The 14,577-nt window shown below is 61.4% G+C and carries 10 protein-coding genes; 9 read left to right on the forward strand and 1 reads right to left on the reverse strand.

All coding sequences use genetic code 11. The annotated features are described in order from the left end of the window. The first annotated feature begins 37 nt into the window (after window positions 1-37). From JQ627_RS02540 to JQ627_RS02560, 5 genes are all read left to right on the forward strand, one after another. On the forward strand, window positions 38-1,261 hold the full coding sequence (locus JQ627_RS02540) for a glycosyltransferase (protein WP_249142836.1): 1,224 nt from the start codon (window positions 38-40) through the stop codon (window positions 1,259-1,261). Continuing rightward, a complete protein-coding gene (locus JQ627_RS02545; RefSeq protein ID WP_212482570.1) occupies window positions 1,258-2,514 on the forward strand; it encodes an O-antigen ligase in 1,257 nt (418 codons plus the stop codon). Before JQ627_RS02540 ends, JQ627_RS02545 begins: the two co-directional genes overlap by 4 nt. A gap of 3 nt (window positions 2,515-2,517) precedes the next feature. Further along, a complete protein-coding gene (gene asnB, locus JQ627_RS02550) occupies window positions 2,518-4,506 on the forward strand; it encodes an asparagine synthase (glutamine-hydrolyzing) (protein WP_212482571.1) in 1,989 nt (662 codons plus the stop codon). Between the two features lie 11 nt (window positions 4,507-4,517). Next, entirely contained in the window at window positions 4,518-6,398 is a 1,881-nt protein-coding gene (locus JQ627_RS02555) for a hypothetical protein (protein ID WP_212482572.1), read from the forward strand. 139 nt (window positions 6,399-6,537) lie between these two features. Then, window positions 6,538-9,270 carry a non-ribosomal peptide synthetase gene (locus tag JQ627_RS02560; protein ID WP_212482573.1) on the forward strand — a complete coding sequence of 911 codons (2,733 nt, stop codon included), beginning with the start codon at window positions 6,538-6,540 and terminating at the stop codon, window positions 9,268-9,270. Between the two features lie 128 nt (window positions 9,271-9,398). Here JQ627_RS02560 and JQ627_RS02565 read toward each other — a convergent pair whose 3' ends face one another. After that, on the reverse strand, window positions 9,399-9,935 hold the full coding sequence (locus tag JQ627_RS02565) for a DsrE family protein (protein WP_212482574.1): 537 nt from the start codon (window positions 9,933-9,935) through the stop codon (window positions 9,399-9,401). A gap of 400 nt (window positions 9,936-10,335) precedes the next feature. On the opposite strand from JQ627_RS02565, the gene JQ627_RS02570 reads away from it, so the two are divergent. The 4 genes from JQ627_RS02570 (at window position 10,336) to JQ627_RS02585 (ending at window position 14,533) form a co-directional block, all read left to right on the forward strand. Beyond that, window positions 10,336-12,099, forward strand: a complete 1,764-nt coding sequence (locus tag JQ627_RS02570) for a hypothetical protein (RefSeq protein WP_212482575.1) — start codon at window positions 10,336-10,338, stop codon at window positions 12,097-12,099. Window positions 12,100-12,145: 46 nt separating this feature from the next. Next, window positions 12,146-13,168, forward strand: coding sequence for a TAXI family TRAP transporter solute-binding subunit (locus JQ627_RS02575; protein ID WP_212483148.1), 1,023 nt, complete (start codon window positions 12,146-12,148; stop codon window positions 13,166-13,168). Between the two features lie 119 nt (window positions 13,169-13,287). Beyond that, entirely contained in the window at window positions 13,288-13,785 is a 498-nt protein-coding gene (locus JQ627_RS02580) for a hypothetical protein (protein WP_212482576.1), read from the forward strand. A gap of 61 nt (window positions 13,786-13,846) precedes the next feature. Continuing rightward, window positions 13,847-14,533, forward strand: coding sequence for a HemK/PrmC family methyltransferase (locus JQ627_RS02585; RefSeq protein ID WP_212482577.1), 687 nt, complete (start codon window positions 13,847-13,849; stop codon window positions 14,531-14,533). Window positions 14,534-14,577 lie beyond the last annotated feature (44 nt).

Below are 14,577 nucleotides of genomic sequence, written 5' to 3' on the forward strand. Positions count from 1 at the left end.
GCCGGGAAAACCGGGGGTCTCCGCAAAGATCAACATCTTGGCGGGATTGCTCAAAGGGCTGGAAGGAACCAACATGGCGCTGCACTTGCTTTGCGTAGGAGGCGAGGATCACGCTCTGCGTATCCCGTTCCTGGCGGCTCTGCAGAACCGCGGCCTGCGCGTGAGCGCGGCCGGCACTGGTGCAGTATCTGCATTCGCGAAGACCGGAATCCCCTATCATCAATATCAGTTCGACAGATTTGGCGTGGGCTTTGCCGATCGCGCGGCCATGGGTCAGCTGGCGCGGCTCGTGAAGAGCGCTCGGCCCGACGTGATCCAGACGTTTGATACCAAGCCCAACCTGTTTGCGCCGCTGGCGCTACGCGGCTCCGTACCGGTTGTGCGCACGATCAACGGAATGGGATGGGTATTCTCGTCGACAGAACTGAGAGCCTTGGCCTTCCGCCCCGTCTATCTCGCGATGCAACGCCTGGCTGCCTGCTGGACCGCGGCGACGGTTTTCCAGAACAAGGCCGACAGCAGCTTCTTTCAACGACACCGCCTGCTTGGCAAGAGCTCATCTGTCATCATCGGAAGCTCGGGGATCGATGTCGGCGCTTTCGAAGCGGCGCAAGCGCGAACGTCCTCGCCTGCCGAGCTGCGCGCCGAACTCGGGGTGGGCGATGCCGAGATTGTCCTGACAGTAAGCCGATTAACTATCCAAAAAGGAATCACGACGCTCCTCGAAGCGGCGAAGCTCGTGCATGAGGTCCGTCCGAATGTCCGCTTTCTGCTCGTCGGTCCGCGCGAAAGCGAGGGTCCGTTTGCCGTAGGTCAGGCGTTGATCGAGGCGCACGCACCATATGTGATTGCGACCGGCGCCAGATCGGATATTCCCGCACTTCTGGGTATCGCCGACCTCTTCGCCTTTCCGACCGAATATCGTGAAGGCATTCCCCGTGTTCTTTTGGAAGCCGGATTGGCTGGCGTGCCAATCGTCGCCTCCCGCATGCCGGGGTGCGATGACGTGGTCCGCGAGGACTGGAACGGCAAACTTGTAGCGCCGCGCGACCCGCGCGCGCTCGCCGCCTCAATTCTCGACCTCCTTCAGGATTCCGCGCGTGCAAAGACGATGGGTCAACGCTCGATCAACGTGGTGCGCAAGGAGTTCGACCTAAACGTCGTCGCCGATCGCTATGCAGAGCTATACACGCAGCTGCTTTCCCGCAGCCATTCCAGTGGCTCGCGGGCTGCGGCGCACAGCATCAGTGAAGTACAATGATCGGAAGTGCCATTCTTGCGCTTGGCCTCGTGCTTGGCACAGCCTCGCAGCTGCGTCTTCCCGGCTTCCCCCTGGGCATCGGGGAAGCCTGCCTCGTCCTCTGGCTCGGTCTCGCATCCCTGCATCTCCTGGTGAGTTCAAGAATTTGCAACCCGCAAGCTCTGCTCTGGCTCGTTACATTCTGGGGCTGCTTTGTCTTGATTCAGAGTTTCGGGGGCTTCCTTGCATTGCTGCGCCCGGAGATCGTTGACCCAGAGCTCGTCGTGCACGACATCTTCGCATATCTCCTCGTGGCGGCCCTCACTTGCCTGGTGGCTGCAACGTTGAGACCTGAGGGTGCCCTGCGCCAATCGCTGTGGTTCCTGATCGGCTTCTGGATCGTCGCCGTGGCGGCGCAACTTGCATTGGGCTGGGGCTACCTCAGCATCTCGTCGGTCGACCCATGGTATTGGGACCGGTTTCGCGGGTGGTCGGAGAATCCAAACCAGCTTGCAATCTACTGCGCGGTTTTGACACCACTCTCGCTTCACATGGCTCTGACCGCCAAGGGATTTGGCCGGCTCGTTGCAGTGTTGAGCTGCATCGCAACGTTCGTCGTGGGCCGGCTGACGAAGAGCGATACCTTTCTTATCTCGATGTCGCTGTCGATACCGCTGCTCATTGCGCTGCGCTTGCGAAGCTGGCTCACGTCACCCGAACATCGGTGGAGTCTGCGTTTCGCAGCTGCAACGATCGTCGTTATAGCTATCGTTCCCCTTTCGCTCTCACTCCTTCCCTACGGGATGGCAACCGCGAATGATGTCGAGGGGCTGGCCGCCGGTATGATGAAGGATCGTGGCGGTGAGGCAACGAAGGCAACCGCCAATCTGCGGCTAAGCCTTTGGCAAGACGCTTTGCATGCTGGACTGGAGTCCGGATCGCTCGGCCTTGGGCCCGGGCCGCATCTGGAGAAACCGACCGGAATCACAGACAAGGGCGTAGCACTCCCGGTGGAAGCTCACAGCACCCTCCTTGACGTGTTTACCCAAGGCGGACTGCCTGGCGTGATCGCCATTGTCAGCCTGCTTGCTGGCGCGTTTGCGCTCCTGCTCCGCGCACGGCTCGACGCCTTGGCCGTCTTAATCTTTGCGCTCGCCATCTTCAGCATCAGCCATTTCATTCTGCGGCACCCGACCGTGTGGTTTGCCGTCACGCTGGGCCTCATCCTAGGCTCGGATCGGCGCTCATTGGCGCATGCGCGAGTTGGAAGTTAAGCCATGTGTGGAATTACAGGGATACTTCAGACGCAGCATGCTTCTCGATCCGCTGACCTGGCGGCGATCGGGCCGATGACGGCTCGCCTGCGCCACCGCGGTCCCGATGCGGACGGGTTCTGGAGCGATCGCGACGCCGGCGTTGCGTTCGGACATCGCAGGCTGTCCATCATCGATCTTTCCGATGCGGGCCGGCAGCCAATGCTTTCGAGCGACGGCCGCTTCGTCATTACGTTCAACGGCGAGATCTACAACTACAAGTCATTGCGGCAAGAGCTCGAGTGCGCGGGCAAGCGCTTCACCGGCAATAGCGATACTGAGGTCTTGCTGGGCTTGATCGAGAGATGGGGCCTCGAGAAGGCCCTCCAGCGCTGCAATGGCATGTTCGCAATCGGCCTGTGGGACCGCAGGAATCGGACGCTGCATCTGGCCCGCGATCGAATGGGGAAAAAGCCGCTCTACGTCGCGCGGACATCGAGCGCGGTCGTGTTCGCGTCGGAGTTGAAGGCCATCGCGGCATTCCCCGACTTTTACCAGGAGATCGACCCAGGCGCGGTTGCGGAGTTTTTAACTCGCGGATGGTTGCCGGAAAACCAGTGCATATGGCGCGGCGTCTTCAAGATTCCACCCGGGGGCGCCCTATCGATCCGTGCCGAGGACCTCTCGGTCTGCCGGGATGCCGCAGCGCTACAAGAGCGCGCGCGCTCCTGGTGGTCGTTGGCCGATGCCGCGCAAACGGGCCGCGCAGCGCTGGCCACTGCGGATGACCAGCAGCTCGTCTCCCAGGCTTGCGATCTGCTCAAGGCCGCGGTCGCCGACCGAATGGTTGCCGACGTTCCGGTCGGGCTGTTCCTGTCCGGCGGAATAGACAGTTCGACCGTCGTGGCCCTGATGCAGGCCCAATCGGCGCGCCCGGTACGGACCTTTACGATCGGATTCGGTGAGCGCGCCTTTGATGAAACGGCTAACGCTGCGGCCGTGGCGCGGCACCTCGGCACCAGCCATACCGAGCTACGTCTCACCTCCGCGGACGCCAGAGCGGTCATCCCCGAACTTCCAACCATCTGGGACGAGCCGTTTGCCGATGAGTCGCAGATCCCGACACTGCTTCTATCACGACTTGCACGGCAGGACGTCACCGTTGCGCTTTCCGGCGACGGGGGTGACGAGTGCTTCGGAGGGTATTCCAGGCACGTGCTCTCCGCCCGTTTAGCGCCTCTGCTGAACTCCAACCGATCGATACGGACGATGGCCGCAAGCGGTGTGGCGCTGCTCGGGCGCGGCATGCGCGAAAGCGTCGTCGAGACACTTCGTCTTCCGGGTTGGTTGCAGCGGATGACACACGGCGACCGGATCAACCGCCTGGCAGACCTTATTGGCAGCAACGACGTCGGCGAGATGTACGGTCGGTCGACGCGGCTCTCCGAACTCCAGTTGACGGGAACGCAAGCAGGCGCCGAGCCTGACTCGATCCCGCCGCTCAACGATCTGCTGTCTGATTTCATCGTTCGGGATATGCTTGGATATCTCCCGAGTGATATTCTCGTGAAACTCGATCGCGCGAGCATGGCCACGAGCCTCGAGGCCCGCTGCCCGCTTCTGGATCACCGCGTCGTTGAGTTCAGCTGGGCGCTACCGAACTCCGCGAAGGTGCGTCATGGTCAGGGAAAATGGCTCCTGCGCCAGGTCCTTGGCCGTTACGTGCCGCGCCACCTCTTCGAGCGACCAAAGCAGGGCTTTGACGTACCGATCGGCTCCTGGCTGAAGGGACCTCTTCGTTCGTGGGCGTCAGACCTCATTTCCGAGTCGCGTCTTCGTAACCAGCATCTTCTGGACGCTTCCCGCGTGCAGGACTGCTGGCACCAACATCTTAGCGGTCGCCGCGATTTCTCACGACCGCTGTGGGCTGTCTTGATGCTGCAGTCCTGGCTCGACTCAGCAATTGCCGCCGGGCCTTCCCGAACAGCGGGCGTGATGGAACCGGCGCAGTAAAGGAGTACGCGATGGAAGCGTTCACAAGTAAACGGATTCTCCCGGTGACTGTTCTGTCCCAGGGGCGGTCAAAAGCAGACGAGTCTGCTCCCGATGACGCCATCGCGGCATTCAAGCATGTCTTCGAGAGCATCAGGCGATACAAGCTCTTCATTTTCAAAATGATCAGCGCGGGTGCGCTGCTCGCAGTGCTCGGTAGTCTTTTTATGTCCCCCTCCTATCTCGCGACGGCACAGCTTGTCGTGAGCGCTCGAGGCGGCGGAGCAGCCGACAATGCCGGCGCGCCCGGCAATTCCACGCCGACTGGCGGTTCGGACGACCCGACGATCGATACACACGTAACGGTCATGTCATCCGATGCCTATCTGCGGCGGCTCCTACCTGCATTGAGGATGCTCGACAACCCGGCCAACGAGAACGGTTCGGTGCTCCGCACTGCCTTGTCAAAGATAAAGGGGTTCCTCTCCTTCCGGAAGGACCCGAGCGACGGCACGGCGGTGACGGCATTAAAGGCGCGTTTGAAGGTCAGTCAGGAGCGCCGGTCCAGAGTTATCAGCGTAATTGCCAGCGACGCCAATCCGCAACGGGCCGCAGACGTCGCAAACCTGGTCGCCCGGTCCTACGCTGACGAGTTGGTCCGGCAAAAGCGGGCTGTGGAGCTCCAGGCTCTGGACGCCATCGCAGCACAATCGGCGAATGTTCAGCGCGAATTGGCGACGGCGAAAGCGGAATGGGACGCCAGTCACTCCGGTCAGACCTCGTCATCACCGGCAGCCGCACAGGCCGCCGCCGCGTTGGAGTGGAAAATCACCACTCTGGCCCAGCAATATGAAACACTGATACGAAAGCGGCAGGATCTCACCACGAAGGGCGTGGTCGCCGAGCCAGACGTGACCGTCATCGCGGACGCCTCGCCACCCGACTTTCCCAGCTCGTTGAACCCGTTCCTCCTCGTCCCGCCAATTACGATTATCTTCGCTCTGCTGGCGTGTCTCATCGCGATCATCCTGAGGCACTTCGATCGAAGTCTGCACACCGAGGCAGAAGCTGCAGAGGCACTGGACATCCCATGCGTCGGGTTGATCCCTTCGATCCCGCCGGAGCTGAGCATCTCGCCGCAGCGGTTCGTAGAGCAATCGGCTGTATCGCATAACAGGGCCGTTCGCTCGACCGTGGTATCTCTCATGGCCGCCGATCCAGTCTCGCCACAGCCGCCGCATGTCGTCCTGGTGACATCCAGCTTGCACGGTGAAGGCAAGAGCGCGATCGCGTGGAGTTTCAGCTTTTGCGCCGCGCAGCTCGGACAGCGCGTTCTGCTCCTTGATTTTTCCCAAGTCCCCCGGCGCGTCGGTGGCGAGGCTGCAGATCTCTTCAAGCTGCTGGCGCAGGACGGAGCGGCGGCCAAGGCCATCCAGCACATCCCGGAGCTCGGAATCGATTACATATCGTCAAGATTGTCCGAGGGCAGTCGCCTGGGGCCGTTAGCGGGTCCGAAAGTCGCCTCGCTGTTCGAGCACTTCAGAAACACCTACGATCTCGTCGTCATCAACGCACCATCGCTGGATGATGCGCCGGAAGTGCGACTTCTCGCTTCCTGGGCAGATCACGTTCTACTTGCAATCCGCGCCGGAAGCACGAGCCGCGACGTCGTACGGAGCACTCTGAACCGGTTTGCCGGGACATCGGATCTCGACGCTCGTGTCAAGCTCTGGTGTGTCCTGACGCACGGACTACCGTCCGAGCTCACGCCCTCGGATCTGGAGCCGTCATCAACATCGACTTTGATGCATTACTATCGCCGCCTCAAAACAGCGGCGGTACGGTGGACAAGCATCGAACCTGTAATCAATGTTTCCGAGCACGCTGAACCTGGCCTGAGACCACGGCAATGACCACCGGACGGCTTGGGTTAATCACCCGGGCCTTTCGATACGGTCGGAAGCCGATCGACCATACGGTGGCTGCGAACCCAGCATCCTTCATTTGAAGTATGCGTGCCCAAGCCTGATTAACATATGTTGGGGCAAGAAAATGACGGGGACGGTGATGCGGCTTCAGAAACTTGGCGATCCGTCTGGTGGTCCTTGCGACGCCCTTGACACGCACCTGCCCTCGATCGTTCAGCAACTTCCCGCGACGCTGAGCTGGTTGAGCCCTGTGGAAGTGCCTCTCGATCTGAATGGCCCGGTCGATCGACCATTCGATCCTCTGGAAGCCGGCTTTGCCGGCGTCTCCGCCATCGAACACCTGATTGCGGTGACGGCGAAGTATGCCAACAGGGTCGCAATCAGCGACGGCACTCACAGCTTCACGTACTCACAGCTGTTGTCTCGAGTCTTGAGCTTGGCCCAGGTGATCAGCGCTCTGATCCCGGAGCAGGAGGCCGTCGGGTGGCTATTGCGCAGCTCGGCCTGGCAGCCGATCGCCATGCTGGCATGCATGGCAGCCGGACGAGTCCTCGTCCCACTCAATCCCCGCGATCCAGTTCAACGGCTCACGGCCATCGCCGCTGCCGCTCGGATTTCCGTGCTGATCGGGCAAGACGGCGACAATTCTACCGCTTGGGTCAAGCAGCACGGCCTATTCTGGCTTGACGTTGCCAGCAGCAGCGACTCTTCCGCGGCAACTTCAACAATTGCCAAGGTTTCGGTCGATGCACCCGCCGTCGTGCTCTATACCTCCGGCAGCACCGGAGCGCCGAAGGGAGTCGTGAACAGCCAACGCAACCTGCTCCAGCGCGTCCAGCAATATGTGGACGCGTGTCACATAGGTGCGGCAGACGTCTTCATGCCTCTGAGCGGCCCCACAACGATCGCCGGTTGCCGGGAGATGTTGTCGGCTTTGTTGACGGGGGCGAAACTGCACATCGTCGACGTCGAGGCGCTCGGATTGCGCGGCGTTCTTCGCCAGATCACCGCGCAACAGGTGACGATTACATACGTTGTGCCAGCCCTGGTGCGTGCATTGATCAACGCAAGCCGGCAAGGCGATCTCGATTCGCTCCGCATGATTCGCATCGGCGGGGAGAAGGTCCTGTGGACCGATATCGCGCTCGTCCGACGAGCCGTAAAACCGGCTTGCTTCATCCAGGTCAGCTATTTGTCGACGGAAACCACTGGCACCCAGTGGTTTCTCCCCAAGCAATGGCAAGAGGACGACGTCAGCGTCCCTGTTGGCTACCTGCTTCCCGGCATATCGTACGCCGTTGTCGACGACAGTGGGAAACCCGTCCCACACGGTGAAGTCGGCGAACTGGTGATCAAGAGCAGGTACGTCATGCTCGGATACTGGGAAGGCGGACGGCTTGCTCCCGCATTGCCCGCCCCGGATGACCCGAAGTCTCGCATCTATCAGACCGGCGACCTCGTCATCGTGGATACGCACGGACTGATGCGGATCGTTGGACGGAAAGGACGCCAGCTCAAGATCAATGGTCAGCGTGTCGAGCCGGCCGAACTCGAGAGTGCGCTGCGCAAGCTCACCTATGTGAGGGACGCTGTCGCCGTCGTGTCGGACTCCAACGAGTTGGTCCTGTTTGCATCGCCGGCCGATCCGCCAAGAGCGCACTTCCAGACCGACGTTCGCAACAGCATCCGACAGTCTGTTCCTGCGGCTTTGCATCCGACCAGGCTGCACGAGATACCGGAGATTCCGCGCCTTCCAGGGGGTAAGATCGATCACGCCAAGCTGAAACTGCTGGATCTCGAGAGCAAAACGACCTCCCCCGCGCCTGTGCCGACGATGCAAGGAATGGCTGAGGCCAACAGGATCGTGCAGCAGGTGTGGAGCAGCATCCTCGGCGTGCCGGAAGCTGCCGGCCGCTGGGATGAGGCCGGCGGTGATTCCCTAAAGCTCCTGCGCTGCGTAATGGATCTCGAAGACCTCATCGGCCGCGAAGTCCGCATGGAAGCGTTCACGGTCGATATGAGCGCGGAAGACATGGTCCGGGCTATCGCGACGGTGGATTCACCGGTGCGACAGTGCCTGAACGACCAGATTCTTCCATGTCTTGTAATACTGCCCGGCTCCATGGGGTATGGCCCGAGCATGGCAGCATTTGGCGCTCAACTCGGCAAGGTGGCGCGGGTGATACCAATTCGCTATCCAGACCTGAGCTGGAGCCTAGCGGGACGCGATTCCGTCCAGGAGATGGCTGCGATGGCCGTCGAACAGATCAATGCAGCCCAACCGCGCGGCGATGTCCGAATGATCGGCTATTCCCTGGGTGGCGGCGTCGCCTTCGAAGTCGCAAGCCGATTGATCGAACAAGGTCGCGAAGTCAAATTCCTGGGCATCCTCGACACTAATGTCGGCCCTCGCAGGGCAAATCACCGAGAAGCCCTTTCTCGCACGCTACAGCGGATTCGATCCCATCGGGTGACGATCTACCGCATGCTTTGTCGTTCCGTGGCGAAGTTCGCCGCTCGCTTGGGCCAAGAGGTACGATTCTGCAGGCTCCTCGACACCATCACATGGCCTCGCCTGGCAAACACGCGCTTCATGCTCAGGCTCGAGCTCGAGGAAATTCTCCGGATGCGCGCGTTCGGACGCTGGGTTGAGGATACCAAGCCTCGTCTAGCCATCAAGGGTACTGTCTTCGCCTGCCATCGGCCTGGCGTGACGCCGCGCCTCGGATGGGACTCCCTGTTTGAGGAACTGGACGTGATTCCGATAGCCGGTGGCCATCTTGATCTGGTGGTCGAGCCCCACCTCTCGGTCAATAGACCCGTCATCGAGCGCGCGATCGGAGCGTCCTGCTCCTGATCCACAACACAATGCTTTTTGAGGTGGCGGTCCTGCCCGCCACAGGACAGCACAGAGAGATCACACGGATTCCACCCAAACCTGGCTCGGAGGCGCCGTCTCGCGCTTGGGAGTGCCGAGCACGACTGTCAGGGCCGCAGGTAGCTCCAGCCTTGCTCCTGAAGCTCCATCAGGCGGACAACCCCGGATTTGGTGACCTTCGCTTGCGAGATAAGCGGAACTTCCTTGCCCTCGTTCTTGGTCATGTTCTCTCGCGTATTTCCACACGCCGAGAACGTAAGCTCAGGTGTCGTTTCACTCATCGCCTTGATGCGCCCCTTCACAGGCGAGGTATCGTCTCGCAGCATGTGCAGTCCCGGCCCATATGCGACGACTTCTATTTCGACTTTTTGACTGAGCTCGCCGTAGTGCTGAACGACGTTGCTGGCGTTGTTGAGAGCGAGATTCATGACGGCCGGATCGTTGACGTCGACGTGGATGACAAGTCGATGTGGCGGCTGCTTTCGAGATGTTGCAACAGCCATCTTGGCATTTGCGTTCCTGGCGACAGCGCCGGGATTTTTGGTCGAGAGGCTGGACTGCGCAGAGCCGTAGGTTTCGACGCCGCTTATGAGGACCAGTCCGACAGCCGCCACGCCGGCAAAAATGGCAAGTGATCTGCTCATGGCTGTGCTTCCTGCGTGAGTGACGAAGCGTGCACGTCCCAAGCTATTTAAGCGCAACCGCCGGGGTCAAGAATCTTTGGGCAAAGGCCCGTCCGATCTACTTAATTCCCATTGTCGGCGCACTACTCCGTTTTGGCTACCACGACTGCGACATCGACATCGCGTCGACGAAAGCGGTGTCATAAATGACATGCCATGATCCCTACCAGGCATCATGATCCCTACCAAGCATTTGGGCGTCGCAATGGGGGTACAAGGATTCGATTTGTCAAAAGGAAGGGCTGTCGCGCTGAGCACAACTGCGCACCGGCCCGGGCACCGACAATTTGCGTTCCGGGGCCTCGGATTGTTCGCCGTCGCTGACAGCTCGCGCGCTTGCGAAAGGACCGGTCGGCTCGCAGTGGTTCTGATCACCTGCTTTCTGTCGGTTCTGATTGAAACTGCCGATGCGAAATCCCGGGACGACGGCGACCGTGGCGCCTCCTACGTCACTCCGGCGACGCTCGATCAGTGCAGATGCACGCGCGGGCGAGAGCAGGTCGACGAGGTCAAACAGAGGCTGAAGCTAGCCCAACGCGCGGACGAGGCTCAGCCTGTCGCGACACAGCCCGCCGGAAGCGGGCCCGCGGCGGCCGGATCACGCGGAGCGAGGACCGCGACAGAGCAGCGCCGCGCCGCCGATGCCCCTGCGCACGAAACGACGTCTACGCCGCTCCCGGTGACAAATGCGGTTCAAGCCGTTTCCGAGGCGGAACGGCTCAACCAGAACCTGTTGCTGGATCAGGAGCGGCAACGAGCGAACAAGCTTGCGCGCGAATTGGCTGCAGCTCGAGTGGAACTCGACGCGGCGCGACAGACCCAGACGCACACTGTCCGCGCCATCGAGATTGGTATTCAGCAAACGCAGGCGCTCGAACAGGAGCGGGAAAAGACCGACAAGCTGTCACGTGAGCTCTCCTTCCTCAAGGCGGAGCTCGACGTCTCACGGGTCGCGGCTTCGAAGGCCATGCAGGCACCCGAACCCGAGCCGAAGCAGGAGCGTCCGGTTGACCGACGTAATGGGGCCAAACGCTTTGCTCTCGAGCTTGCTTCGCTTCGCTCGGAGCTGGAGGCCTCGCGCAGCGCAGCATCCGAAGCCACCAAGTCCGCTGCGGTGGAGACCGCACAAAGGCAGGCGCTCGAGCGCGAACTAAAGCAGGAGCAAGACAAGACAGAAGCCCTGATCAGCGAAGTCGGCACCCTTCGGATCGCGGCCTCCGAGACCGCGAAGGCCAGCGCTGCAGACGTCGGTCAAAGGTCGGCGCTGACACGCGAGCTCGAGAAGCAGCGAGGCAGAGCTGAAAGCGGGGACCGCCTGCTGCATTCCCTCCAGGCTGAACTCCGTGCAGCGCGAACCGCGAGCTCCGAGTTGGCTGCGGGCCGAGCTGCAGACGCCGAGCAAAAACTGGCACTGAAACGAGAGGCCGAAGAGCAGCGCGGCCGCGCGGACGCTCTCGCGCGCGAGGCCGCGTCGCTAAAGGATCAACGCGACCTGGCGCGGGCTGAAAAGTCAGAGGCTATACGGGCCGTCGAGGCCGCCGCAAAGGCCGAAGCCAAGCGCGAAAAGGAGCAACCGGGCAACGGCGCGGCGCTGCTTCCCACGTTCGCATCCGTCCGGGATCATCTGGCCGCATGGAATGCTTCCGCGGTTGTGGCGGCGCCCTCGCGCGAGCCCTCCAGCCGCGCACCGAACCAGAGCAGCCAGCCTACCGCTTCGCTCCCGTCCGCGCCTTCAGCCTCCGCCTCGATGCAGCCTAGCGCGCAGATCGCAAAGGGCACTGCCCTGCCCGGCCCCAACTCGAAGGCCAAAGCAGCGGCGGAGCGACAAGTAGCTGCGAGCGGAGCGCAGCGCCCGCTCGCAAATGAGGAGCGACTGCTCGCTCGCGCCAGCGCATTGTTGCGGCAGGCGGACATCAACGGTGCCCGCGGATTGCTGGAATATGTTCTTGGACATGGCAGCGCGCAAGCGGCCTTCATGCTGGCCGAAACTTACGATCCTCACATGCTGCAATCTTGGGACGCCCGCGGCGTCGCCGGCGATTCCGCGAAGGCGCGCGAGCTGTATGAACGAGCCCAGGTTGGCGGCATTCACGATGCAGAAGGACGGATCAAGGGGCTCAAATAGCTGCTGGAGCGAGCCTCGGAAGCCAGACCAGAGAGTGGAGAGGCCCATGTCATTGAGCAAGCTCGCGTTCACGGTCGCATTCGCACTGGTCGGCCTGCAGCTTGCTGCCAGCGCCCAATCCCGATCACCGCGCGACCCGCCGGCGCCCTCCGCGCAACGGAATGCTGATACGGCCGCAAAGGAGCGCATCAATGCATGGACGGTGGGCCTCGCCGGAGGCCTTATCGAGGGCGCACCGCTTCGGCTCGCCGCAGAGATCGCACGCGTCGTTAATGAGGAGGACAAGCTTCACGTCATTCCGATCGTGACGACCGGCGCGACCGAGAACGTCAACTCGCTGCTCTATCTCAGGGGCGTTGATGCCGCGATCATCAACATGGATGCCCTCGACGAGTACAAGGCGCAGGTTCCGTCGATCGAACGGCGCATCGTCTATGTTCTCAACCTCTTCCCGGCCGAACTGCACGTCTTCGTGCGTCCAGAGATCAAGTCGCTCGATGACCTCAAGGGAAAGAAGGTCAACTTCAACACCCAGGGTACAGCAGCCGCTTATTCTGGTCCGCTGATCTTCAGCCGGCTGGGACTGAATGTCGAAAAGATGTTCATCCCCCACCAGGTCGCGTTGCAGCAGATGAAGAGCGGCGAAATCGCAGCGGTCGTCTTCATCACATCAAAGCCGGTCGATGCCTTCCTGAAAGGACGCTGGGATGATGGCTTCAAGTTTCTGCCGGTCGAATACGACCCCAGATTTGAAGACTACTATCTTCCGTCTTCCCTCGATTCAAAGGATTATCCAAACCTCGTGCCAGAGGGCAAGCGGATCGCGACCATTGCCGTTCCCACGATTCTTGCCGCCTACAATTGGCAGCCGCAAACCGAGCGCTATCGGCGCATGGCGCGCTTTGTGGAGCACCTGTTCGGACGGCTCGACCGACTGCAGTCCGCTGGCTTCGATACAAAATGGAGAGACGTGAATCTCCGTGCCGGCGTCCCCACTCTGGCTCGATTTGGTGCGGCGCAGGAATGGCTCGATCGCTCGCCCAGCGCGACAGTCGGACTATCGCGATGAAGCGAACCGGTACCCTTGCGGCCTCCTTGCTCGCGGGTATCGGTTGTCTAAGCTGTGCGCAAGCCGGCGACACGCCGGATCGTCTGAAGGCATGTGCGCGATTTGAGGGAATGGAGCACATGACCTGCGTCGACGACCAGATCGGGGAAGCACCCGAGCAAACCTTCCAAGCTCCGCCACCAAGTCCGAACTGGATCGTGAGCGAAACGACATCACCGGTGGACCACAAGCCGCAGATCGCCGCCCGAACCACCGCACGAGCCGGCTCGAAGGATGGGCTCTCGTCGCTCGCCATCCATTGTCGCGCCAATCGGACCGAGCTGCTGCTCTCCGCGTCGAGCTCCTGGACCAACACTCCGGTCACCGAAATCAGGGTCGTATTCCAGATCAATGATCAACCTCCTGTCGATCAACGCTGGAAGGTTGCCGAAGGCGGACGAAGTCTTGCCTTTCCGGGCGACGCCGCCCGCTTCATAAACTCCATGCCAGGGGTAGGCCGGCTTCTGGCCAAAGTGTATGCTGGAACGGCTCCGCCCTACGAGGAAACATTTGAACTGACCGGTCTGGACGCCGTTCGCCGGAGATTTGCAAAAGTGTGCGTCTGGCCGCCTGGCTGAATAGCCACAAGTCGGGCTGAACGGCTGACAGGGAATGCGTTGCGCGTGAGGTCTGAATGCGATGAGCGAAAAGATCAATGTCGCCGAGGCTTACGAGCGAGGACGTACCCAGTTCATGGGAATCGAACTGCTGGTTGGTCCCGGCGCGCTAGTGCCCCGGCCGGAGACGGAGTTGCTTGGCAGGACAGCGGTTGAAGCACTGCGCCGAACACGCCTCCCTGCGCCACGGGTCGTCGATATGTGCTGCGGCGCCGGCAATCTGGCCTGCGCGATCTCACTCAATATTCCCGGCGCTCACGTCTGGGCGAGCGATCTGACCGACGGATGTGTCGAGCTCTCCCGGCGTAATGCCGCGTGCCAGGGCGTCGATTCGCATATCACCGTGCTCCAGGGTGATCTGTTCGAGGCTTTGTCAGGCCTGCAACTCGAGCGAACGATCGATATGATCGTCTGCAATCCACCCTATATCTCGGAATCCCGGCTCAAGGGCGATCGCGCTTCCCTGCTCACAGACGAGCCGCGCGAGGCTTTCGCCGCCGGGCCCTACGGACTGAGCATCCATATGCGCGTTACGAAAGACTCACCTCGCTACTTGCGGCCGGGAGGACTGCTGTTGTTCGAGGTCGGCCGCGGCCAGGATCGACAAGTGGCAACCCTGCTCGAACGCAACGACGCTTACGAAAATGTTCGCGTTGTCCTGGACGAGACGGGCGCCGGTCGCGTCGTTATGGCGTACGCGAAGGAATAGCCAGGTTCGAGCACTTCCCCACAATGATGGTTGGCATTGCAGCG

Source organism: Bradyrhizobium liaoningense (assembly GCF_018130785.1).
Taxonomy (GTDB): Bacteria; Pseudomonadota; Alphaproteobacteria; order Rhizobiales; family Xanthobacteraceae; genus Bradyrhizobium; species Bradyrhizobium liaoningense_A.

What these genes read in the sequence shown, in the direction of transcription:
- JQ627_RS02565 (WP_212482574.1), bottom strand. Translation starts at nt 9,935, where the DNA reads ATGAGCAGATCACTTGCCATTTTTGCCGGCGTGGCGGCTGTCGGACTG.
- JQ627_RS02545 (WP_212482570.1), top strand. Translation starts at nt 1,258, where the DNA reads ATGATCGGAAGTGCCATTCTTGCGCTTGGCCTCGTGCTTGGCACAGCC.
- JQ627_RS02575 (WP_212483148.1), top strand. Translation starts at nt 12,146, where the DNA reads ATGTCATTGAGCAAGCTCGCGTTCACGGTCGCATTCGCACTGGTCGGC.
- JQ627_RS02585 (WP_212482577.1), top strand. Translation starts at nt 13,847, where the DNA reads ATGAGCGAAAAGATCAATGTCGCCGAGGCTTACGAGCGAGGACGTACC.
- asnB (WP_212482571.1), top strand. Translation starts at nt 2,518, where the DNA reads ATGTGTGGAATTACAGGGATACTTCAGACGCAGCATGCTTCTCGATCC.
- JQ627_RS02555 (WP_212482572.1), top strand. Translation starts at nt 4,518, where the DNA reads ATGGAAGCGTTCACAAGTAAACGGATTCTCCCGGTGACTGTTCTGTCC.
- JQ627_RS02580 (WP_212482576.1), top strand. Translation starts at nt 13,288, where the DNA reads ATGACCTGCGTCGACGACCAGATCGGGGAAGCACCCGAGCAAACCTTC.
- JQ627_RS02560 (WP_212482573.1), top strand. Translation starts at nt 6,538, where the DNA reads ATGACGGGGACGGTGATGCGGCTTCAGAAACTTGGCGATCCGTCTGGT.